The sequence below is a fragment of the Bradyrhizobium tropiciagri genome, assembly GCF_018130505.1.
GTDB classification, from domain to species: domain Bacteria; phylum Pseudomonadota; class Alphaproteobacteria; order Rhizobiales; family Xanthobacteraceae; genus Bradyrhizobium; species Bradyrhizobium tropiciagri_B.
The window spans coordinates 472,232-494,931 of record NZ_JAFCKH010000001.1; the positions used below are offsets into that span (position 1 = coordinate 472,232).

At 65.6% G+C, this 22,700-nt stretch carries 21 protein-coding genes; 13 read left to right on the plus strand and 8 right to left on the minus strand.

Features of this window, described 5'->3' with window-relative positions; all coding sequences use genetic code 11:
* The 5 genes from JQ633_RS02130 to JQ633_RS02150 all read left to right on the plus strand — a co-directional run bounded on the left by JQ633_RS02130 (position 1) and on the right by JQ633_RS02150 (position 5,703).
* Entirely contained in the window at positions 1–915 is a 915-nt protein-coding gene (locus JQ633_RS02130) for a S49 family peptidase (protein ID WP_211981806.1), read from the plus strand.
* A 113-nt stretch (positions 916–1,028) separates the two neighbouring features.
* Entirely contained in the window at positions 1,029–1,220 is a 192-nt protein-coding gene (locus JQ633_RS02135; RefSeq protein ID WP_211981808.1) for a hypothetical protein, read from the plus strand.
* Positions 1,221–1,339: 119 nt separating this feature from the next.
* Positions 1,340–2,275 (plus strand): glycine--tRNA ligase subunit alpha, encoded by a 936-nt coding sequence (locus JQ633_RS02140; RefSeq protein ID WP_211981810.1) that lies wholly within the window; start codon positions 1,340–1,342, stop codon positions 2,273–2,275.
* Positions 2,275–4,485 (plus strand): glycine--tRNA ligase subunit beta, encoded by a 2,211-nt coding sequence (glyS, locus tag JQ633_RS02145; protein ID WP_211981812.1) that lies wholly within the window; start codon positions 2,275–2,277, stop codon positions 4,483–4,485. Before JQ633_RS02140 ends, glyS begins: the two co-directional genes overlap by 1 nt.
* Before the next feature lie 120 nt (positions 4,486–4,605).
* Positions 4,606–5,703, plus strand: coding sequence for a hypothetical protein (locus JQ633_RS02150; RefSeq protein WP_211981814.1), 1,098 nt, complete (start codon positions 4,606–4,608; stop codon positions 5,701–5,703).
* Between the two features lie 148 nt (positions 5,704–5,851).
* Here the strand turns inward: JQ633_RS02150 and JQ633_RS02155 are convergent, their stop codons facing one another.
* Positions 5,852–6,211, minus strand: a complete 360-nt coding sequence (locus JQ633_RS02155) for a DUF1236 domain-containing protein (RefSeq protein ID WP_211981816.1) — start codon at positions 6,209–6,211, stop codon at positions 5,852–5,854.
* Positions 6,212–6,467: 256 nt separating this feature from the next.
* On the opposite strand from JQ633_RS02155, the gene JQ633_RS02160 reads away from it, so the two are divergent.
* The 3 genes from JQ633_RS02160 (at position 6,468) to JQ633_RS02170 (ending at position 11,474) form a co-directional block, all read left to right on the plus strand.
* A complete protein-coding gene (locus tag JQ633_RS02160) occupies positions 6,468–6,623 on the plus strand; it encodes a DUF3096 domain-containing protein (RefSeq protein ID WP_211981818.1) in 156 nt (51 codons plus the stop codon).
* Positions 6,624–6,714: 91 nt separating this feature from the next.
* Positions 6,715–9,600, plus strand: coding sequence for a pyruvate, phosphate dikinase (ppdK, locus tag JQ633_RS02165; protein WP_211981820.1), 2,886 nt, complete (start codon positions 6,715–6,717; stop codon positions 9,598–9,600).
* Between the two features lie 392 nt (positions 9,601–9,992).
* On the plus strand, positions 9,993–11,474 hold the full coding sequence (locus tag JQ633_RS02170) for a cell wall hydrolase (protein ID WP_211981822.1): 1,482 nt from the start codon (positions 9,993–9,995) through the stop codon (positions 11,472–11,474).
* 33 nt (positions 11,475–11,507) lie between these two features.
* Here JQ633_RS02170 and JQ633_RS02175 read toward each other — a convergent pair whose 3' ends face one another.
* Complete coding sequence (locus JQ633_RS02175) at positions 11,508–11,675, minus strand: hypothetical protein (RefSeq protein ID WP_211981824.1); 168 nt, start codon at positions 11,673–11,675, stop codon at positions 11,508–11,510.
* A 54-nt stretch (positions 11,676–11,729) separates the two neighbouring features.
* On the opposite strand from JQ633_RS02175, the gene JQ633_RS02180 reads away from it, so the two are divergent.
* The 4 genes from JQ633_RS02180 (at position 11,730) to JQ633_RS02195 (ending at position 15,228) form a co-directional block, all read left to right on the plus strand.
* Positions 11,730–12,974: an MFS transporter gene (locus JQ633_RS02180; RefSeq protein ID WP_211981826.1), complete on the plus strand. Its 1,245-nt coding sequence runs from the start codon at positions 11,730–11,732 to the stop codon at positions 12,972–12,974.
* Positions 12,975–13,020: 46 nt separating this feature from the next.
* Positions 13,021–14,007: an acrylyl-CoA reductase (NADPH) gene (gene acuI, locus JQ633_RS02185; RefSeq protein ID WP_211981828.1), complete on the plus strand. Its 987-nt coding sequence runs from the start codon at positions 13,021–13,023 to the stop codon at positions 14,005–14,007.
* A gap of 186 nt (positions 14,008–14,193) precedes the next feature.
* On the plus strand, positions 14,194–14,769 hold the full coding sequence (locus JQ633_RS02190) for a hypothetical protein (RefSeq protein ID WP_211981829.1): 576 nt from the start codon (positions 14,194–14,196) through the stop codon (positions 14,767–14,769).
* A 225-nt stretch (positions 14,770–14,994) separates the two neighbouring features.
* On the plus strand, positions 14,995–15,228 hold the full coding sequence (locus tag JQ633_RS02195) for a DUF6894 family protein (RefSeq protein WP_211981831.1): 234 nt from the start codon (positions 14,995–14,997) through the stop codon (positions 15,226–15,228).
* A gap of 108 nt (positions 15,229–15,336) precedes the next feature.
* On the opposite strand, the gene JQ633_RS02200 is transcribed toward JQ633_RS02195, so the two are convergent.
* The 5 genes from JQ633_RS02200 to JQ633_RS02220 all read right to left on the minus strand — a co-directional run bounded on the left by JQ633_RS02200 (position 15,337) and on the right by JQ633_RS02220 (position 20,929).
* Positions 15,337–18,021, minus strand: coding sequence for a DUF2339 domain-containing protein (locus JQ633_RS02200; protein ID WP_211981833.1), 2,685 nt, complete (start codon positions 18,019–18,021; stop codon positions 15,337–15,339).
* 140 nt (positions 18,022–18,161) lie between these two features.
* Positions 18,162–18,668, minus strand: coding sequence for a tyrosine phosphatase family protein (locus JQ633_RS02205; RefSeq protein ID WP_211981835.1), 507 nt, complete (start codon positions 18,666–18,668; stop codon positions 18,162–18,164).
* A gap of 151 nt (positions 18,669–18,819) precedes the next feature.
* The gene (locus JQ633_RS02210; RefSeq protein WP_211981837.1) at positions 18,820–19,428 is read right to left on the minus strand and encodes an HD family hydrolase; all 609 of its coding nucleotides are present in this window, start codon (positions 19,426–19,428) and stop codon (positions 18,820–18,822) included.
* On the minus strand, positions 19,425–20,051 hold the full coding sequence (locus tag JQ633_RS02215) for a DNA-3-methyladenine glycosylase I (RefSeq protein ID WP_211981839.1): 627 nt from the start codon (positions 20,049–20,051) through the stop codon (positions 19,425–19,427). The genes JQ633_RS02210 and JQ633_RS02215 overlap by 4 nt, the downstream gene beginning before the upstream one ends.
* Positions 20,048–20,929 (minus strand): YgfZ/GcvT domain-containing protein, encoded by an 882-nt coding sequence (locus JQ633_RS02220; RefSeq protein WP_211981841.1) that lies wholly within the window; start codon positions 20,927–20,929, stop codon positions 20,048–20,050. Before JQ633_RS02220 ends, JQ633_RS02215 begins: the two co-directional genes overlap by 4 nt.
* 128 nt (positions 20,930–21,057) lie before the next feature.
* On the opposite strand from JQ633_RS02220, the gene JQ633_RS02225 reads away from it, so the two are divergent.
* Positions 21,058–22,392, plus strand: a complete 1,335-nt coding sequence (locus JQ633_RS02225; protein ID WP_211981843.1) for a dihydroorotase — start codon at positions 21,058–21,060, stop codon at positions 22,390–22,392.
* 11 nt (positions 22,393–22,403) lie between these two features.
* Here the strand turns inward: JQ633_RS02225 and JQ633_RS02230 are convergent, their stop codons facing one another.
* A complete protein-coding gene (locus JQ633_RS02230) occupies positions 22,404–22,670 on the minus strand; it encodes a hypothetical protein (RefSeq protein ID WP_211982752.1) in 267 nt (88 codons plus the stop codon).
* Positions 22,671–22,700: the final 30 nt, after the last annotated feature.

The window sequence follows — 22,700 nt, forward strand, 5'->3', positions numbered from 1 at the left end:
ATGAGTGAACAAATAAGTGATCGGCAGCAGCGTTCGGGTGGACTGCTGGAGCGTGTGCAGAGGATGCTTCCCGCGCGCTTCCGGCGTGGCGTGGCGGTCGTGCCGGTGGTCCGTCTGTCGGGCGTGATCGGCGCGGTGACGCCGCTGCGGCCGGGCATGAACCTCGCCGGCGTCGCCAAGATGCTGGAGCGCGCGTTTGGCACTCGGAATGCCAAGGCGGTGGCGCTGGTGATCAATTCACCCGGCGGCTCGCCGGTGCAGTCGCGCCAGATCTATCTGCGCATCCGCCAATTGGCTGCCGAGAAGAAGCTGCCGGTGCTGGTGTTCGTCGAGGACGTCGCGGCGTCCGGCGGCTACATGATCGCCTGCGCGGGCGACGAGATTTATTGCGACCCGTCCTCGATCCTCGGCTCGATCGGCGTGGTCGGCGGCACGTTCGGCCTCGAGGGGCTGATCAAGAAGATCGGCGTCGAGCGGCGGCTCTATACGTCCGGCAGCCACAAGGCGATGCTCGATCCGTTCCTGCCCGAGAACCCCGATGACGTCGCGCGGCTGAAGGCAATCCAGCGCGAGATCCATGCGATCTTCATCGCGCTGGTAAAGCAGAGCCGGGGCGGGCGGCTGAAGGGCGCTGACGATGTGCTGTTCACCGGTGAATATTGGGCCGGCGAGACGGCGATCGGCCTTGGTCTCGCCGACGGCATCGGCGATCTCCGCTCGACGCTGCGCGCCCGCTACGGCGACAAGGTGCTGACGCCGGTGATCGCGCCGGCGAGCGGCATGCTGTCCGGCCTGCTCGGGCGGCGCTCGCCCGGGGCGGGATCGCTGTCACAGCTGGACGGCATTGCCGCCCTGCCGGAGGAACTGATCTCCGCGCTGGAAACACGGGCGATTTGGGCCAAATTCGGGTTCTGACGTGGATGTGAGCGCGCCATTTAGCCCCAAAAGCGCGATTGCGGCGCAGACGGGGTTGGGCGAGAATGCCCGGTATTGGGGGCCTGACAGACGTGAACGACAAGGATCGACCAATGCCGCCGCTGATTGCATTCGCTGGCGTCCTGGGAAGCCTGGCCGTGGTCCGCTGGGCGTACAAGACGGCCGTCCGGATCAACCAGGAACTGGAAGAGGCACGGCTCGCCCGCATGGCCGACGCCACGCGCGCGAGCGAAATCAAGACCCTGCGCCGCGACCCCGTGACCGGCGCGTACCGGCCGAGCTGACCCGCTTCCAAAGCCGCAACATGGCGGTGCCGGAATTTCCGGCATCGCCTTGATTCCATTGGCTGCCGCCGATACGGTCCCGCGCGCTTCAAAACCCCCTCGCGAGACCTGTTGAGCCGATGGACGCCCTGCCTGACCACATGCGCCCGGAACGTTCGTTCCAGGGCTTCATCCTCGCCCTGCAGCGGTTCTGGGCCGAGCAGGGCTGCGTCATCCTGCAGCCCTATGACATGGAAATGGGCGCGGGCACCTTCCATCCCGCCACCACCCTGCGCGCGCTGGGGCCGAAGCCGTGGAACGCGGCCTATGTGCAGCCGTCACGGCGGCCCAAGGATGGTCGTTACGGCGAAAATCCCAACCGGATGCAGCACTACTACCAGTTCCAGGTGATCATGAAGCCGTCGCCGCCGAACCTTCAGGAGCTATACCTGAAGTCACTCGCCGCGATCGGCATCGATTCCGCCGTCCATGACATCCGCTTCGTCGAGGACGACTGGGAAAGCCCGACGCTGGGCGCGTGGGGCTTAGGGTGGGAATGCTGGTGCGACGGCATGGAGGTCAGCCAGTTCACCTACTTCCAGCAGGTCGCCGGCGTCGAATGCGCCCCGGTCGCGGGCGAACTCACCTACGGGCTCGAGCGGCTCGCGATGTATGTGCAGGGCGTCGACCGGGTCTACGACCTCAACTTCAACGGCCGCGAGGGCGCCGAGAAGGTGACCTATGGCGACGTGTTCCTGCAGGCCGAGCAGGAATACTCGCGGCACAATTTCGAATACGCCGACACCGCGATGCTGTTCGAGCAGTTCAAGATGGCCGAGGAGGCCTGCCGGAAGTATCTCGCCGCGGGTTGGCGTGAGGGCGGCAATCAAAAGGAACATCTGATGGCCTTGCCGGCCTACGACCAGTGCATCAAGGCGAGCCACGTCTTCAACCTGCTGGATGCCCGCGGCGTCATCTCGGTGACGGAGCGGCAGAGCTACATCGGCCGCGTGCGCGATCTGGCGAAGGCATGCGGCGAAGCATGGATCCACACTGAAACGGGCAGGGCGGCCTGATGCCCGATCTTCTCCTTGAACTGTTCTCCGAAGAAATCCCCGCCCGCATGCAGGCCAAGGCGGCGGACGATCTGCGCCGCATGGTGACCGACAAGCTCGTCGCCGAGGGACTGGTCTATGAAGGCGCGAAAGCGTTCGCGACCCCGCGGCGCCTCGCGCTCACCGTGCACGGCATTCCCGCGCGCCAGCCCGATTTGAAGACCGAACGCCGCGGCCCGAAGATCGGCGCCCCGGATGCAGCGGTGCAGGGCTTTCTGAAGGCGACCGGCCTCAAGTCGCTTGACGAGGCGACGATCCAGAAAGATGCGAAGGGCGATTTCTACGTCGCGCTGATCGAAAAGCCCGGCCGCCCGGCGATCGACGTGATCGCGGAAATGCTGCCGGTGATCATCCGCACCTTCCCGTGGCCGAAATCGATGCGCTGGGGCGCGCGTTCGGCCAAATCAGGCTCGCTGGTCTGGGTGCGCCCGCTGCACGCGATCACCGCGACCTTCGGGCTCGAGACCGAAGAGCCTGATGTGGTCAAGTTCTCGATCGACGGTGTCGAGGCCGGGCAGACCACCTATGGCCATCGCTTCATGGCGCCCGGCGCAATTTCGGTGCGCCGCTTCGAAGATTACGAGGCCAAGCTGAAGGCGGCCAAGGTCATCCTCGATCCGCAGGCGCGCAAGGACATCATCCTCGAAGACGCCAAGGAACTGGCGTTCGCGCAGGGCCTTGAGCTGGTCGAGGACCAGGTGCTGCTCGACGAGGTCTCCGGCCTCGTCGAATGGCCGGTCGTCATGATGGGATCGTTCGAGCAGGAATTCCTGTCGATCCCGGACGAAGTGATCCGCGCCACCATCCGCAACAACCAGAAGTGCTTCGTGGTCAAGGACCCCAAGACGGGCAAGCTGACCAACAAGTTCGTGCTGACCGCGAATATCGAGGCGCCCGACGACGGCAAGACCATCGTCGCCGGCAACGAGCGCGTGATCCGGCCGCGGCTGAGCGATGCGAAGTTCTTCTACGAGACCGACCTGAAGACGAAGCTTGAGGACCGGCTGCCGAAATTCGAGCAGATCGTGTTCCACGAGAAGCTCGGCACGCAGGCCGAGCGGATCAAGCGGATCGAGCGGCTCGCCGCCGAGATCGCGCCGCTGGTCGGCGCCGACGTCGAGAAAACCAGGCGTGCTGCGCGGCTGGCAAAGGCGGATTTGCTGACCGAAGTCGTCGGCGAATTCCCCGAGCTGCAAGGTTTGATGGGCAAGTATTACGCGCTGGCACAGGGCGAGGACGCCTCGGTCGCCGCGGCGAGCGAGGAGCATTGGAAGCCGCAGGGGCCGACCGATCGCGCGCCGACTGATCCGGTGAGCATCGCGGTGGCACTGGCGGACAAGCTGGATACGCTGGCGGGGTTCTGGGCCATCGATGAGAAGCCGACGGGATCGAAGGATCCATACGCTCTGCGTCGCGCAGCGCTGGGCGTCATTCGAATCGTCTTGGAAAATCAGTTGCGGATTCAGTTCAATCTTGTCCTGGTTTGGGCAGTCGCAACTTTCTTCGTGAAGAAGCGATTTGGAGTAGACCTAGACGACTTGTCCAAGATACCGACCGTTGATGAACATGAATCAAAACTGGCTGGTCCCATCGCGGTCGTCGCATCGCGCGAAGTCACGGAGCCCTTCAACATCGGGGAGGTGATGCGAGACGTCCTGGCCTTCTTCGCCGACCGCCTGAAGGTCCAGCTCCGCGAGCAGGGCGCGCGCCACGATCTCGTCGATGCCGTGTTCTCGCTCGGTGGCCAGGACGATCTGCTGCTGGTGGTCCGCCGCGTCGAAGCACTCGGCAAATTCCTCGACAGCGACGACGGCAAGAACCTGCTCGCGGGAACGAAGCGCGCCAGCAACATCCTTGCCATCGAGGAGAAGAAGGACAAGCGGAGCTTCGATGGCGCGCCTGACGCGGCGCTCTACAAGCTCGACGAGGAGAAGGCGCTCGCGGCGGCGATCGACCAGGTGAAGCGCGAAGCCTCCGCCGCGGTCGCCAAGGAAGACTTCGCCGCCGCGATGAGCGCGATGGCGAAGCTGCGCCCGGCGGTCGATGCGTTCTTCGACAAGGTCAAGGTCAACGACGACGATCCGAAGGTTCGCGAGAACCGCCTCAAGCTGCTCAATGAGATCCGGGCCGCGACGCGCGCGGTGGCGGATTTCTCCAGGATCGAGGGCTGATGGCTGGCTGCGGAAATATTTCGACACGATTTGCGATTTGTTAACCATGCCCTGCGAAGGTCCCGGCAAGTCAACGATTTCTTAAGAAATCGCCCCTCGCCCAATGCAGGGACCTTCCCGATGACTTCGATCGGCACCAATCCTTACGCCCAGTACGGTTCGGCCTATGCGCGGGCTGCGGCGACGCCCTCGCTGGCCGCGACGCTGTCGGCTGACGGCAGTGCCGGAGATGCTTCGGCGTCCTCGACATCGAACGCCGCGACCAACCTCACGCTGTCGGACGCCGCTCGCGCCCAGCTCGCCAAGGCGCAGCTGCCCGACTTCGCGACGGTGACCAACGATGCGCGCATCACGCTCGACCGTCTCTACAACGTCGCCGGCGTGAAGGGCCCGATCGTCGATGGCGAGACCACGATCGATCTGTCGACGCTGGACCGCCGCTCGCTGTTTGCGATCTCGACCAACAACGGCGGAAAATTCTCGCCGGACGAGCAGGCGGTCGCCGCCACCGAATTGAAGCAGCGCTTCGACAAGGCGCTGGAGCCGTCGCTTGCGACCACGCGCCTGACCGGCGACTACAGCGTCAGCTACAAGGCGGCGCTCGACTGGCTCGATGGTGCCAGTGACGAGGAGAAGGCGACCGCGACCTGGGCCAAGCAGCGCGCCGCGGTGCTCAAGGGCTATCAGGCGACGCAGCAGGATCCGAACACGCCGCCGTCGGACATTCCCGGAGATCCGATCGCAGCGGCGCTGGCGGGGACCGCGCCCCCGACCAAGAGCAACACGCCGCGCGACTTCAGCAGCATCGCAACCGACGTGCGTGCTTTCCTCGACCGGCAGAAGAACGAGGCGGCGAGCAACGGCAAGGAACTGGTGTTCGATCCCGGACGCAAGACCGGACAACTCGCCAACCTGTCAACGCTCGACAACCGTTCGCTCTCGGCGATCTCGCTGAACCAGGACAAGAAGTTCTCCGTCGAGGAGATCTTCGCCGCCAAGCAGGAGCTCAACACGCGGACGCGCCTTGCCGTGCTCGACGCGCTGAAGCAGAGCCAGTCCGACGGCGATCCGCGGGCGTTCAGCCTCGGCATCCTCAAGCAATACTCGTCGATGAGCTCGGAGGAGCGGCTGGCGACCAACTGGACGCCGGATTTTCAGGACGCCGCGGTCAAGAACTACAAGACGACCTCGACGCTGCTCTCGCTCCTCAAGTCATAAAATCCTTCACGAAGCCGCGCGTCGCCGCACAACACAGAAAAGCCCCGCCTGGAGGGGAGGCCAGGCAGGGCTTTCTGGTCCGGTCGATCCTCACGCACATCCGCTTGCGCGGCGCCCGGACTGATCGCTCAGGCCGGTCGTTTCACGATTAATCGACCACCTGAACGATGCGGCGCGAGCGCGGCTCGACCAGGACGGTCTCGCCATTCACGACGGTGTAGCGATAGGGCGTCGCGCCGAAACGCTGCGGTACGTCGTAATAGGTCACGCCGACTTCCGGCAGTACCGAGCCGACCGCAACGCGATCGGGGATCCGATAATCCGGCACGCGCTCGCGCACGATATATTCGCGGAACGCCGGACGTTGCTCGATCGCAATTCCGCCGTCATCCTCGACTGCGACTGAAGGACCGCCACGGACGATGCCGACGGTCTGCGCCTGTGCGGCAACAGCCGGCACCGTGATCGCAGCAGCAACGGCTGCAACGGCAAGTAATCTGTTTCGCATGGCTCACTCCATTTTCACGCTGCATATTCACGCTGCAAGGTGCCGGCTTCACGTTGCCAGCACACATGGGGAGCCAATTCATCCGCTCCGGTGATGTTCCGGAAAAACCACTGTCATATACGCGGCATTTTCGAGCAAATTTCGTGAGCGCCGGAACCCGTTGTCATCATGCGCGTCTTGATGTGGGAACTTGCGTTCCCGGCAGATAGACTGCCGCTCTCGATTCGATCTTCCGAAAACCACCGGAGAAATTTCAATGGTCATCACCGCTGCGCATCTGCCTGCCATCGTGGCTTTGATCGCGGGCATATTGATTCTGATCATGCCGCGGCTCCTGAACTACATCGTCGCCATCTACCTGATCTTCGTCGGGTTGGTGGGAATGGGGCTGCTGCGCTGGTTTCATATGTAGCGGGAAAGGGGGTTTCGCGGCTTGCGCGGGACCCCCCAAAATGGTGTAAGGCGCGCATCCTCGACCCCCTCTTTCCGGATTGTTGTCTGACATGGCCAAAGCCGTCGCGAAGTCCAAGAAAACTGTCGTGAAAACCGCAGCGAAATCAAAGCCCTCCGCCCCGGCTCGGAAGGCCGCGCCGCAGGCCCGCAAGGCGCTGAAAAAGACCGCCGCCAAGGTGGCGCCGAAGGCCGCCGCCAAGCCGGCCGCGAAGCCCGCCGGCAAGGCCCCGGCGAAGTCTGCACAGATTGCAATCAAGGCTGGCAAATGGGTCTACACGTTCGGCGACGGCAAGGCGGAAGGCCAGGCGGGTCTGCGCGATCTGCTCGGCGGCAAGGGCGCCAACCTCGCGGAAATGGCCAATCTCGGCCTGCCGGTGCCTCCCGGCTTCACCATCCCGACCTCGGTCTGCACCTATTTCTACGAGCACGACAAGACGTATCCGAAGGAATTGAAGGCGCAGGTCGAGAAGGCGCTCGACTATGTCGGCAAGATCACCGGCAAGACCTTCGGCGACGCCAAGAACCCGCTGCTGGTGTCGGTGCGCTCCGGCGCGCGCGCCTCGATGCCGGGCATGATGGACACCGTGCTCAATCTCGGTCTCAACGACCAGACGGTCGAAGCGCTCGCCGAACTCTCCGGCGACCGTCGCTTCGCCTATGACAGCTATCGCCGTTTCATCACGATGTATTCGGACGTGGTGCTCGGCTTCGAGCATCATCACTTCGAGGACATCCTCGACACCTTCAAGGACAGCCAGGGCTATTCGCTCGACACCGACCTCACCGGCGACGACTGGGTCGAGCTGGTCGGCAAGTACAAGGAAGCGGTGGCGAAGGAGACCGGCCACGCCTTCCCGCAGGACCCGCATGATCAGCTGTGGGGCGCGATCGGCGCGGTGTTCTCATCCTGGATGAATGCGCGCGCGGTGACCTACCGCAAGCTGCACGATATTCCGGAGTCATGGGGCACTGCCGTCAACGTGCAGGCGATGGTGTTCGGCAACATGGGCGAGACCTCGGCGACCGGCGTTGCGTTCACCCGCAACCCGTCGACCGGCGAGAGCAAGCTCTACGGCGAGTTCCTGATCAACGCGCAGGGCGAGGACGTCGTCGCCGGCATCCGCACTCCGCAGGACATCACCGAGGAAGCGCGCCAGGAGAGCGGCTCCGACAAGACGTCGATGGAAGCCGCGATGCCGGCGGCGTTCAAGGAGCTGACGCGGATCTACACGCTGCTCGAGAAGCACTACCGCGACATGCAGGACATGGAGTTCACGGTCGAGCAGGGCAAGCTGTGGATGCTGCAGACCCGCGGCGGCAAGCGCACCGCGAAGGCGGCGCTGCGCATCGCCGTCGAGCTTGCCAATGAAGGCCTGATCTCCCGCAAGGACGCTGTGACGCGGATCGACCCGGCTTCGCTCGATCAGCTCTTGCACCCGACCATCGATCCGGCCGCCAAGCGCGACGTGATCGCGACCGGCCTGCCGGCATCACCCGGTGCTGCGTCGGGCGAGATCGTGTTCTCGTCGGACGAAGCCGCCAAGCTGCAGGCCGACGGACGCAAGGTGATTTTGGTCCGCATCGAGACCAGCCCGGAAGACATCCACGGAATGCATGCGGCCCAGGGCATCCTGACCACGCGCGGCGGCATGACCTCGCACGCGGCGGTGGTCGCGCGCGGCATGGGCAAGCCCTGCGTCTCCGGCTGCGGCACCATCCGCGTCGATTACGGCCGCGGCACCATGACGGTGGGTCAGCGCACCTTCAAGACCGGTGACGTCATCACCATCGACGGCTCGGTCGGCCAGGTGCTGGCCGGCCGCATGCCGATGATCGAGCCGGAGCTGTCCGGCGAGTTCGGCACGCTGATGGGCTGGGCCGACGAGGTCCGCAAGCTCGGCGTCCGCGTCAACGGCGATACGCCCGATGACGCGCGTACCGCGGTGAAATTCGGCGCCGAAGGCATCGGCCTCTGCCGCACCGAGCACATGTTCTTCGAGGAGACCCGCATCCGCACCGTGCGCGAGATGATCCTCTCCGAGGACGAACAGTCGCGCCGCTCGGCGCTGTCGAAGCTGCTGCCGATGCAGCGCGCCGACTTCGTCGAGCTGTTCGAGATCATGAAGGGTCTGCCCGTCACGATCCGCCTGCTCGATCCGCCGCTGCACGAGTTCCTGCCGCACACCCAGGCGGAGATCGAGGAAGTCGCGCGCGTCATGAACACCGATCCGCGCAAGCTGGCCGATCGTGCGCGGGAGCTCGCCGAGTTCAACCCGATGCTCGGCTTCCGCGGCTGCCGTCTCGCGATCGCCTATCCCGAGATCGCCGAGATGCAGGCGCGCGCTATCTTCGAGGCCGCCGTCGAGGCCGGCAAGCGCACCGGCAAGCCGGTCGGTCTCGAAGTGATGGTGCCGCTGATCGCGACCAAGGCCGAGTTCGATCTGGTCAAGGCGCGCATCGATGCCACCGCGAATGCGGTGATGAAGGAGACCGGCGTCAAGCTGAGCTACCAGGTCGGCACCATGATCGAGCTGCCGCGCGCCTGCCTGATGGCCGGCGAGGTGGCGGAGACCGCCGAGTTCTTCTCGTTCGGCACCAACGACCTGACCCAGACCACCTACGGCATCAGCCGCGACGACGCCGCGAGCTTCCTCGGCACCTATGTCGCCAAGGGCATCCTCGAGATCGATCCGTTCATCTCGGTCGATCGCGACGGCGTCGGCGAGCTTGTGAAGATCGGCGTTACCCGCGGCCGCAAAACGCGGCCGAGCCTCAAGGTCGGCATCTGCGGCGAGCACGGCGGCGATCCGGCATCGGTGGCGTTCTGCCACGAGGTCGGCCTCGACTACGTCTCGTGCTCGCCCTATCGCGTGCCGATCGCGCGCCTCGCCGCCGCGCAGGCCGCGCTCGGCAAGGCGGCCGCCAGCCAGGCGTGAGCGATCAGATAGTTTGAAGACGGCAGTGGCCGGGACATTGTCCCGGCCATTTGTTTTTGCGGGAGCGTAGGATGGGTGGAGCGCAGCGATACCCATCATCTCACCACACGCCGGGAGAAGTGATGGGTATCGCTACGCTCCACCCATCCTACGCGACCGCGCGATCAATATTTCATTCACCATCTTCGTTGACGAGCCGTTTACGACTTTCATCCGCCGCGCATTTACCACGCTGTGCGACGCAACACGCGAGATCTACGTGATTGCTTGAGTGTAGCGCGCGGGCAACGCCGATTAACTCCGCGGCAACCTAAACACGTTAGCAACGATAAAGGTCGAATTGCGCGGATGTACCGCGTTCGATTGCACAGTAAGCGTTGCGTGAGCGTACGATGTTTGTGTTGCGTAACCAGCCGAGGGGCGCACGGTTTGCGCTCTTCGGTCTCGGTCTCAGCATCTTCGCCCTGATGCCGACCGAGATGGGATATCAGGATATCGCCTCACTGCTCGCCCGCCAGCCGGGCGTCGCGGAGCGCTGGCAGAAGCGCGTGTTCTCATCCGCCGTCGGCTCGATCCAGGTCGCCACCTACAGCTTCGGCCGCCCGATCGGCACCTCCGCGCCGCAGGCTCCGAACGTCATTCTCGCCAGCCTCGGCAACCAGAGCACTGACATCACGGGCACCGTGACGCGCAATCCGCTCGCGGCGCCGCCGCCGCGCTACCAGGCATCCGATTTCCCGAGGGTCGACCGCACGCTGAAGGGCGACCGTCTCGTCGTCAGGTCGCCCGATGCGGCTGAGCCTGAGCTGCCCGCCAATCCGGCCCAGCCGAACGAGGATCCGGCGACGTCGAATTCATTGGTCAAGGGAATGAAGACCGCGACCGCACCGGCCGACAGCGCGCCGCTCGATCCCGAGCTGCAGGAGGCGCTGCGTGCGCCGCCGCTGCTGCAATACTCGCAGCCGTCGGCGCAGCAGCAGGATGTTTCGCTGTCGCTGGAAGCCGACCCGCTCAATGACCTGAAGCCGGCGCCGGCCGCTCCGGCACGGACGGCTCACGCCAATACGGCGCCGTCGCGCGACCCGTTCGCGGTCCAGACCTCCAGCCTGTTCTTCGGCTCGTCGCTCGGTGCGCCCGAGAGCATCGAGCGCTGGCAGCCCGGTGAGGAGCCGGTCGTGGTGGCGCCGGCCGTGCAGCCCGATCCCGACATGAAGGTGATGGCATCCTTGCCGGTCGATGCCGACGGCCCCGTGAAGGCCGGCGAGATGGGCGAGAGCATCGCGCCGAAGGGCGAGGTCAACGCCGACGACCAGCACAGCAAGACGCCGGCCGAGCGGCTCGGCCTGCTCGACGAACATTCCCGCGCCAAGTCGGAAAAGTGCCTCGCCGAAGCGGTGTATTTCGAGGCGCGCGGCGAAGCGGTGCGCGGCCAGATCGCGGTCGCCCAGGTGGTGCTGAACCGCGCCTTCTCCGGCAAATATCCCGACACCGTGTGCGGCGTGGTCTACCAGAACAAGCACCGGCATTACGCCTGCCAGTTCACCTTCGCCTGCGACAACGTCCGCGACGTGGTCCGCGAGCCCGACATGTGGGACCGCGCCAGGAAGATCTCGAAGGCAATGCTCGACGGCAAATTGTGGCTGCCGGAAGTCGACCGCTCGACCCATTATCACGCCTACTGGGTGCGGCCGTCCTGGGTCAGCGAGATGAAGAAGATGTACAAGTTCGGCGTCCACACCTTCTATCGGCCACGCGCCTGGGGCAACGGCAGCGATGCGCCGAGCTGGGGCAATCCGGCCGAAACGGCCGCGATCTCCGCCCAGCTCGCCTCAGCCGCGCAAAGCTCGGCCGAGCAGGCCAGCGCGAAGCGGTAGGGCCGGAGCTCCAAGACGGCTCGCCCGGCCGCGTCATTCCGGGATGGCCCGCAGGGGCCAGGCCCGGAATCTCGATGGAATTCCGGGTTCGCGCTGCGGCGTCCCGGAATGACGGCCATCATGCTTTTCCAATTCCGCAGAGCTGCCCTGCAGGCGAAGATTTTTCTCCATCGCCCCCTTGGGGTTTTCATGCAGCTGCATTAACTCCCTGTAAGCTTTGGTGCGGGGTGCCCCGCAGCAGTTGCGGGGAAAGACATGACTGTAACCACCGGTGACGCTCGTCCGGCCTCTGCCACCTGGCGCACACCGCTTGTGATCATCGTCTGCGGCTGCGCGATCGCGCTGCTCAGCTTCGGCCCGCGCTCCAGCCTCGGCTTCTTCGTGCAGCCGATGAGCAAGGAATTCACTTGGGGCCGCGACGTGTTCGGCCTCGCGCTGGCGCTGCAGAACCTGCTGTGGGGCCTCGGCCAGCCGATCGCCGGCGCGATTGCCGACCGCTTTGGGCTGCTGCGCGTGATGGTGGTCGGCGCGCTGCTTTACGCCGCCGGCCTGCTGTTGATGCGCTACTCGTCGTCGCCGCTGTCGCTCGATATCGGTGCCGGAGTCCTGATCGGCTTCGGCCTGTCGGGCTCTTCGTTCAACCTGGTGCTGTCCGCCTTCAGCAAGTTGCTGCCGCCCGAACGCCGCGGCATCGCGCTCGGCGCGGGCACCGCGGCCGGCTCGTTCGGCCAGTTCCTGTTCGCGCCGTTCGGCGTTGCGATGATCGACAATTTCGGCTGGCAGACCGCGCTCCTGGTGTTCGGCATACTGATGCTGTTGATCCTGCCGCTGTCGCTGGCACTCGCAACGCCGCCGGCCGAGACCAGCAACGTTCCGGCCGCCGATCAGCAGTCGTTCAAGACTGCGCTTGCCGAAGCGTTCGGCCACCGCTCCTATGTGCTGCTGGTGCTCGGCTTCTTTACCTGCGGCTTCCAGCTCGCCTTCATCACCGTGCATCTGCCGGCCTATCTCGCCGACCGCGGCATTCCGGCGACGACCGGCGGCTGGGTGATCGCGGCGATCGGCCTGTTCAACATCATCGGCTCGCTCAGCGTCGGCTGGCTGCAGAACGTGTTCCCGAAGCGCTACATTCTGTCGGTGATCTATTTCACCCGCGCGCTGTCGATCGTCGTCTTCATCTCGTTCCCGATCACGACCTTCTCGGCGATCGCGTTCGGCGCAGTCAGTGGTTTGACTTGGCTGTCCACGGTGCCGCCGACCTCAGCGCTGGTGGCGCTGATGTTCGGCACGCGCTGGTTCGCGACACTGTACGGCTTCGCCTTCGTCAGCCATCAGGTCGGCGGCTTCCTCGGCGTCTGGCTCGGCGGCATCGTGTTCGAGCAGTACGGTTCCTACACGCCGATCTGGTGGCTGTCGGTGCTGTTCGGCGTGCTGTCGGCGCTGATCAACCTGCCGATCGTCGAAAAGCCGGTGGCCCGCCTGGTTGCGCAGCCTGCCTGATGGGTTAAACATTCCCCGAAACCAAGGCTTTCGGGGAGTGCTCATCGTGGCAACGTTCAAGGCAATCAGGATCGACAAGGCGGACAAGGGTACCACCGCCGCGCTCACGCAATTCGACGAAGCCGAACTGATGGACGGCGACGTGACCGTTCGCGTCGAATGGTCGACGCTGAACTATAAGGACGGCCTCGCGCTGACCGGCAAGGCGCCGGTGGTGCGCAGGTTCCCGATGATCGCCGGCATCGATTTCGCCGGCACCGTCGAGCAATCCAGCCATCCCGACTGGAAGGCGGGCGACAAGGTCGTCTGCAACGGCTGGGGCATGGGCGAGACCCATCTCGGCGCCTATGCCGAGAAGGCCCGCGTCAAGGGCGACTGGCTGGTGCGGCTGCCTGACGGGATTTCGGCGCGCGATGCGATGGCGGTCGGCACCGCCGGCTACACCGCGATGCTCTCGGTGCTGGCGCTGGAGAAACACGGCTTGACGCCCAAGAGCGGGCCGGTCGTGGTGACCGGGGCTGCCGGCGGCGTCGGCTCGGTCGCGATCGCGGTGCTGTCCAAGCTCGGCTACCACGTCATCGCCTCGACCGGGCGGGCGTCCGAAGCCGATTATCTGAAGGGTCTCGGCGCCGCCGAGGTGATCGACCGCGCCGAACTGTCGGGGCCGGCGAAGCCGCTGGCAAAGGAGCGCTGGGCCGGCGGCGTCGACAGCGTCGGTTCGACCACGCTCGCCAACATGCTCTCGATGACCAAGTATGGCGGCGCGATCGCGGCCTGCGGCCTAGCCGCCGGTATGGATCTGCCGTCGTCGGTTGCGCCCTTCATTTTGCGGGGGGTGTGCCTTCTCGGCATCGACTCCGTGATGTGCCCGATCGAGCTGCGGAGAGCCGCCTGGGCCCGCCTGGCCAGCGATCTGGATAAGGCAAAACTTGCTGATATCACTCACGAAATTACGATGGACGAGGTCGCCGGTTATGGCGCCAAAATCCTCGGCGGCGAGGTCCGCGGTCGCATCGTGGTAAAAATAGTCTGACGACGTTCAGACTTTACCAACCAAGCTGCTCCAATGTTGCCACTGTTGGTATGGTAAGCAGCGGGTAAAGAGACTTGCAGCATGATCCCGGGGGCCGGGATGTCCTCGCGCAGACGTGGATAGCGTCGTGACGGGGGTCATGCTCAACAAGGAGCGGTGCCCGCGCTCGTAGGGTGGAGTAGGTGCATGCTTGCGCGTTTCGTGTTGGGGGCCGTGACGGCCGGAGCGATGGTCGTACCGGCGTTCGCAGGCATGATGAACGCCGACGAGGCGCGTAAATTCGTTGCCGGCAAGGTGTTCGCCTTCACCTGTTTCGACGGCACCCGCGGTGCCGGCCGCATCCTCGACGACATGGGCGCGGCAGGCTCGGTCCAGTTCTCCGGCTCCGGCCCGATCCGTCATGTCCGGCTACCCGGCAACACGCTGCAGGTCCGCGGCCAGAGCGTTTGCGCCTCGCTGAAGGGCATTCCGTTCGAGCCCTGTTTCAATCTTGAGAAGCAGGACGAGCGTTCGTTCCGCGGCTCGGTCTCCGGCATGGGTTTCGCTTATTGCGAATTCCGCCATCAGGGCGCGCAGCAGATGCTGATCGCCCGTTCGGTGGCACGCCCGCGTCCGCACGCGCGCACCCGGTCGGCGGACGCCTCGCAGTCCGAAGTGTCGCGGGTCGAAACGCCGCGGGTCGAGAGCTCGAAGCTCGAGCCGATCAAGGCCGAGCCGGCCAAGGTCGAGAGCCCCCCGGAACTGCGCCGGTCGACGGACTAAGCGTCATCGTCATTGCGCCTTAGCTCCTTGTTTGCGCGTGATCTTTTCAGAAGAACCGGTTCGCGCTTTTTCGGATCATGCGTGAGTGCCGGACATCTCGTCCTTTCGCACTAACCCGAATATCCGCCACCAAGCCGTAGTCATACGGATGGCGGCGTTTGCGCTGGCGGCTACTCAATAGCCGACGTTCACCGGAACGTGGGGACCACGCATTTGAGCACAGTTATGGCGCAGTATTTTTTTCGCATCAGTGATGGCGATTACGCCGGCGCGTCCGATCACCCGACCGAATTCGAGAGCCGTGACGCGGCCTGGGCCGAGATGACGAAGGTTTGCGGCAACTTCCTCGGCAGCATTTCGCGCAATCTCCAGCAGAACAGCGAATGGAACATGGAGTTGCTCGACGAGGGCAGGAAGCCCGTGTTCAGAATCCGCCTCGTTGCGGAATCCGTCGACTGACGTCCGCCTTCGCCTTGCCGCCTCGAACATTCCGATAGAATCGGAAGGCTCCAGGTTTTTGCTTTGTCTTCACGGCAACCGGGACCCACTTCGCTGGAAAACGCTCTGTCATCCCCCCGCCTGCGGGACAGGCGGCGGTGCCTGCCTGCGGAACAGGATCCGCTGATAGAGCCAGCCGATCGCGACCAGCACGATGCCGAGGCACATGAACGACAGCGCGCGATAGACGCCGGTCAGTGTCGACATGTCGATCATGAATGCCTTGAGGATCGTCAGGCCGATCACCGCGGCGGAGGCGAGCCGCGCCCGCTGCGAGTTGACCAGGATGCCGATGCCGAGCAACGCGACGCCGAACATCAGCCAGGCGATCGAGTAGGTGTATTGCTCCGCATCGGTGGTCTCGCCGCGGCTCAGCACCGGCCCGTGATACAGCCGGCGGATTTCAAGGCTGACATAGGCGAGGGCGAGGATCAGCGCACCGGCCGCGATCGTATTGCCGTAGCTCGCGGGGCGATGACCGGCCACCGCGTAGGACAGCAGCAGCGCCAATACGGCCGGCAAGGCGTAGCCGAGCAGCAGCACGTTGATGAAGCTGCCGCCGACGTCCCGGTACCACAGCATCGGGTTCTCCAGCCCAAGCAGTCCGAACACGCTGGCAAGTCCGGCGAACACCGCAAGCAGGATCGCGCTCACATTGTGGACGATGCTGCCGCTGCGCAGCCGTAGCCGCTCCAGCCCGATCGCCATCGCAAGCGCCACGCAGACCTGCAGCGCGATCTCCGTCAACCCGGCGGCACTGCGATAGACGTCGCCGCCATTCACCGCGTGCCGGATCTCCATGAAGGCGAGCAGTACCGTGAACAGGATTGCGGCGGCTTCGACGATGCGGAGCGGAGCGTCATCGCCGCCACGGCGCAGGAAGTGGCTGCCCACCCAGAACGACAGCGCGGGAATGCCGTAGCCCCACAGCAGCCAGTTGAAGATCGGCGTGCTGCCGACAGCGTCGCCGGCGATGCGCGGCTCATAGCCGATGCGCAGCACGACGATGCCGGCGAGGATCGCGGCCAGCCAGCGCAGGAACGGGATCGGCCGCTGCACCGAGATCCACGCCGTGCCCAGCGACACCAGTGCCAGCGCGATGGTGAGCCAGCCCTTGTCGAGCGCGAAGGTGAGCGCCAGTGCGAGTGACGCGAGCGTGCCGGTGGCGGACAGCGCGATCGAAGGCGACAGCTCCGGCCGCTCGCCGCGCCTTGTCAGCGCTTCGGTCGCGGCCGCATAGCAGGCGGCGAGCAGCACGGCGAGGATCGCGAACGGCACCGAACGATCCAGATGCGCGATCCGGGCATAGAGCGCAATCAGCAGCGTGACCGGAGTGAAGACCGCTGCGGCGGCCCAGGTCACCGTGACCTGCATTGTCGTGAAGCGCAGTTGCGCGAGGAAGCCGGCGATGCCGAACGCCGCGGCAAAAACCGCCGCGGTGACGAGATGCAGCGAGACCGAACCGTCGGTCGCCGACGGGCCGATGCCCGGGATGGCGCCGCCCGGCAGCACCAGCGTGTCGACGTTGACGCGGATGGCCCATTCGCCGAACACGATGAAGACGAAGATCGCGGCGGCGCCGACCGCGCGCGTGGCTGCGGGCGCACGCCACGCCACCAGCAGGGTGCCCGCCACCAGCAGCGCGAAGCTGATCATCGCAACATCAGCATGGAAGCTGTTCAGCACGATCAGCATCGCGCCGAGCAGATAGGCCGCGAGCGAGCCGGACGAGATCGGCTCGATCTCCTCGCCATTGCTGTCAGGCCCGAACATGAAGCCGCAGACGACCAGCAGCGCGGCAAGCACGAAGCCCGCGATGACATGGAAGGCGTGCGGGGCGATGAAGTCCGGCCCGCATTGCAGGCAGGGGAAGGTCCACAGCAGCGCGAAGGCGATCGTCGTGACGGCAAGCCAGCGCCACAGCCGGATTCGTGCAAGGCCGAACGACGCGGCGGTGACGATGGCGAGGTAGATGTAGAGCGACCAATAGTCCGGCTTGTCCGATGAGACCAGGATGGGCGTGGCGAAGGCGCCGACGATGCCGAGCCCGGCCAGCGCCGGCCCGTGCAGCAAGGCAGCGGCGAGCGTGCCGAGCGCGACCAGGCCGAGCAGGATGAACGCGGTCGCCGGTACGAGGAAGTCATACAACGCGTAGGCGGCATAGACGGTGGCGAAGGCCACCGCGGTGCCGGCCGCGGTGAGGATCGCGGGAATGTTGGCGACCGGCAGCGGGGCGATGCTCGAAATGCTCTCCTTGCGCCGCGTCCATTCGCCGGCCACCAGCAGGGCCAGCGCGAACAGGCCGCCGAGCATGGTGCGCACGCCGGGGCCGAGCAGGCCGGCCTCGATCGAATAGCGCACCATGAAGAAGCCGCCGAGCGCGAGCGTCAGGCCGCCGATCCACACCACCCAGCGCGTGCCGAGGGTCTCCTCGAAGCCGACAGCCGGCTCCGGCAGGGGCGGCGGCGCGGCCTCTGGAGCCTGCGCGGGCGGTCCGGCTTGCGGCATATCCGGCTCGCCGGCGGCCGCTTCCGGCAGCGGCGGTGGCGTGACCGGAGGCGCCGATGGTGGCGTCTGCTCGAACTCCTGTAGCGGCGCCAGCGGCGGCGGCATGGCCACCCGCGCGGCGCCGGCGCCCTCGATGGCATCCAGCCGTCGTTGCAACGCCGAGACCTGGCTCATCGCCTTTTGGGCGAGAGCGATCGCGATGATGGCGATGACCAGCGTGAGGAAATCGAACGGCGAGTCGAACATTGGGCCTCCGGCAATGCGCGGCGGACCCTCGGCCAGCCGGCGGCCCGTCGCAATCTATTATGTGCCGTCCGGGAGACCGGAAGTTCAAGCCACGAAGTTCAAGCCACGAAGTTCAAACCTTGGGGTGTGCCACGTTCGTCCTATTCGAGATCGATCCGGAAGGGGCGGCCCTCGACGCTCATGCTGCCGGGGCCCATCGCCTCCAGCGCACGCAGCATCCGCCCCTCGCGGCCCAGCGCCTTGTCGGCGAGGCTGACGATCAGCCGGTTGGGCGAAGCGATCGGCGAGGCCTCGCGGATCAGCCGGGCGATCGCCAACTCGTCGCGATGCGGGTTGAGCGCGCAGGCCGCGGCAAAGGCGCTCGCGGTCGAGCGGCTGATGCCGGCATAGCAGTGCACCACCATCGGCGCGCGACGGTCCCAACTGCGCACGAAGGCGAGCACCTTTTCGATATGCGTCTCGTTCGGCGCGACGAAGCCGTCCATCGTCTCGGTGATGTCGTCCATCGACACCTTCAGGTGATTGGCGGCAAGCACGGATGGCGGCCGCAGCACCTGGTCGACATTGGCCATCACGGTCAGCACATGGCTGGCACCGGTGACGCGGACCGTGTCGGGAAGCGCGGCAAGCGAGCAGACGTGGAGCATAATGGTCCTTGGGTCGGGGTGAGGGGGATTATAACGGCTGCCGTAGGGTGGGCAAAGCGTTAGCGTGCCCACCATCGCGAGCGCGTCGTGGATGGTGGGCACGGCGCTTGCGCGCCTTTGCCCCCCCTACAAAATGCCGTGCACTGCAGCGTTACGTGTGCACCGCGCTGAACCGCTCGAGGAACTGCTTCTCCGCTCTCGCCGCGGTCCACGGCGTCAGGTAGTCGCGCTCGGTCGCCTCGGGCAGGCCGGGATCGCGGCCGAACAGCCGCTTCGCCTCGGTTTGCGAAAACCCGGCCAGGTGCGTCGCCTCGAGATAGGCGGCGCCGCGATCGGCGGCCTTGATCTGCTGGGTGATCTCGTCCGCCAGCACGGCGGGCAGGCCGAAGCGGATGTGGATCGCTGACAGCAGCCGCTTCTCCACCACCTTGTAGTCGCCGCCGAGCACCGCCTTGAACGGCGAGATCATGTCGCCGATGACGTATTCCGGCGCGTCGTGCAGCAGCGCTGCGAGCCGGTGACGAACGTCGACGCGCGGCATCTGCTGGCGCATCACGGCTTCGACCAGCAGCGTGTGCTGCGCCACCGAGAAGATGTGCGCGCCGGAGGTCTGCCCGTTCCAGCGCGCGACCCGCGCCAGCCCGTGCGCGATGTCGACGATCTCGATGTCGAGCGGCGACGGATCGAGCAGGTCGAGCCGGCGTCCGGAGAGCATGCGCTGCCAGGCGCGGACCGCCTCGGTCGATTGACGCACCGTCATTTCACCTTGAGCCGCGGTGCGCGGAGCTTGCCGCTGCAGGCCTCGTGACAGAAGCAGGTGACGAGATGATCGTTGACCATGCCGGTCGCCTGCATGAACGCGTAGACGATGGTCGGGCCGACGAATTTGAAGCCGCGCGCGCCGAGCTCCTTGGAGACCTTGATCGAGACCGGCGTCGAGGCCGGCACGCTCGCGGTGGTCTTGAACTGGTTGACCTTCGGCTTGCCGTCGACGAAGCCCCAGAGCAATTTCGAGAAGCCGGGACCCTTCTCCATGATCTCCAGGTAGCCCTTTGCGCTCGCCACCGCGCCCTCGATCTTGGCGCGGTTGCGCACGATGCCGGCGTCGTTCATCAGCGCGTGCACCTTCTTGTCGGTGTAGCGCGCGATCTTCTCGGGCCTGAAATCGTCGAAGGCTTTGCGGAAGTTCTCGCGCTTGCGTAGGATGGTGATCCAAGACAGGCCGGCCTGGAAGCCGTCGAGGATCAGCTTTTCATACAGCGCGCGGTCGTCATATTCCGGCACGCCCCATTCATTGTCGTGATAGGCGATGTAGAACGGATCTTCGCCCGGCCAGGGGCAACGCGTCTTGCCGTCCGGATGCAGTTTTGCGGTGCGGCTCATGCGACGGTCTGCTTGGGCGGGGTGCGGACGACATTGGGATCGGCGAGGCGAAGCGACAGCCCGCCCGCGGTGAGCGTAAGGCCGGCGTCGAGCGCATCGGCGACGCGGTCGATACGGACCAGCGCGAGGCCGTTCTGCCCCGCGGTCGAGCCGATGGTGCCGACCTGCTTGTCGCCGGCGAGGATGGTCGCGCCGGCTTCGGGCGAGGGGCCGTCGAGGACGATCCTCACGGTGCGGGTGCGCGCCGTGCCGCGATGCTGCATCCGCGACACCACTTCCTGGCCGACATAGCAGCCCTTGTCGAAATCGACGCCATGGAGGTGATCCATGTTGGTCTCGTGCGGGAAGGCGTCGCCATACATGAAGTCGAGGCCGCCGCGCGGCACGCCGGTCGCGATGCGATGCGCCTCATAGGCGCTGCTGTCGACGAGGTCGGCGCCGATCAGCTCGGCGAGCTTCTGTTGCAACTCCACGGGGATCAGGATGCGCCAGCCGAGCGCGGCATTGCGCGGATCGGCGAAGGCGAGGTCCGGCGTCATCGCAGGTTCGCCATCCCAGGCCGCGAGCACGCCGAGGCTGTCGGTGAGGTTTTCGACCGTGACCTTGGCGCGCAGCTTGTAGAAGCCGAGCTTGTCGGCGAGCCCCTTGGCGAGCGCGCGCGGCGCGTCGATCAGGAAGCCGCCGACATGGCCTGCCGGCGCCTCGGTGATCAGGAAATCGGTGATGATCTTGCCCTGCGGCGTCAGCAGCGCGCCGAACCGCCCCTGGCCCGGACGCAACTCGGCGATGTCTGCGGTGATCAGGCCGTTGAGGAAGTTGCGGGCGTCGTCGCCTGCGACCTTGACCACGCCCCGATCCGGAAGAAATGCTGCTTTCATTCGAAAAATCGGCTCTTTTCAAGTTCCTTTGGGAAACGCCGGAGGGCGGATTTCCCCCTGCCAAGCTAAGGCGCTAGAGTGCCCCGAACAAGGCCCGCGCGACTGTGGAAAGCGGGCGCCGAGGACCGATGAATCAGCATTTCGACAGCATTCTAAAATCCGGCACCGTGGTCAATCAGGACGGCGAGGGCGTGCGCGATATCGGCATCAAGGGTGGCCGCATCGCCGCGATCGGCTCGCTCGGCCAGGCCTCCGCCGGCGAGGTGATAGACTGCAAGGGCCTGCACATCCTGCCCGGCGTGATGGACACCCAGGTGCATTTCCGCGAGCCCGGCCTGGAGCAGAAGGAAGATCTCGAGACCGGCTCGCGCAGCGCCGTGATGGGCGGCGTCACCGCCGTGTTCGAGATGCCGAACACCAACCCGCTGACGGTCACCGAAGCGGCGTTCACCGACAAGATCAAGCGCGGCCGCCACCGCATGCACTGCGATTTCGCCTTCTTCATCGGCGGCACCCGCGAGAACGTGCAGGACCTCCCGGAGCTGGAGCGCGCGCCGGGCTGCGCCGGCGTCAAGGTGTTCATCGGCTCCTCTACCGGCGCGCTGCTGGTCGAGGACGATGAGAGCCTGCGCCGAATCTTCCAGGTGATCCGGCGCCGCGCCGCGTTCCACGCCGAGGACGAATACCGCCTCAACGAGCGCAAGCCGCTGCGCATCGAGAACGACCCGCGCTCGCACCCGGTCTGGCGCGACGAGACCGCGGCGCTGATGGCGACCGAGCGCCTCGTCAATCTGGCGCGCGAGACCGGCAAGCGCATCCATGTGCTGCACATCTCGACCAAGGAAGAAATTCTCTATTTGCGCGACCACAAGGACATCGCCTCCTGCGAGGCGACGCCGCACCACCTCACGATGGCCGCGCCGGAATGCTACGAGCGGCTCGGCACGCTGGCCCAGATGAATCCGCCGGTGCGTTCGGCCGATCACCGCACCGGGATCTGGTACGGCATCGAGCAGGGCATCATCGACGTGCTCGGCTCCGACCACGCGCCGCATACGCTGGAGGAGAAGGCCAAGACCTATCCGGCCTCGCCGTCGGGCATGACCGGCGTGCAGACGCTGGTGCCGCTGATGCTCGACCACGTCAATGCCGGCCGGCTGTCGCTGGCGCGGTTCGTCGATCTCACCAGCGCAGGTCCGGCGCGGCTGTTCAATATCGCGTGCAAGGGCCGCATCGCGGCTGGCTATGACGCCGATTTCACCGTCGTCGACCTCAAGCGCAGCGAGACCATCACCAACAAGTGGGTCGCCTCGCGCGCCGGCTGGACGCCGTATGACGGCGTGCGGGTGCAGGGCTGGCCGGTCGGCACCTTCGTTCGCGGCCAGCGGGTGATGTGGCAGGGCGAAGTAACGACGTCGTCGACGGGCGAGCCGGTCCGCTTCCTCGAGACGCTGAAGCCCTAGAGTTCGGTTGATTACTGGCGGGCGAGCACCAGCGAGAACTCGCCGTTGCGCAGACGCGCGGGCAGGTTCTCGGCGAACGTCGCGACGGCGTCCTCGCCGTAGGTGGTGACGAGCTCGGCCAGCGCGGCGAACAGGCTGGCCTGCGCCAGGCAGTCGCCGTCGACGCCATCAAGACGCGCTTCCGCCCAGGCCTGATTAAGGTAACTCAGCGCGGCCTGCTTCTGCTCGTGATCAGGACGCGGATCGTGGGGGAGAGGAAAGGACGCTGGATGGCGCATGAACATTCACAAAATGTATCCGCGGTCCGG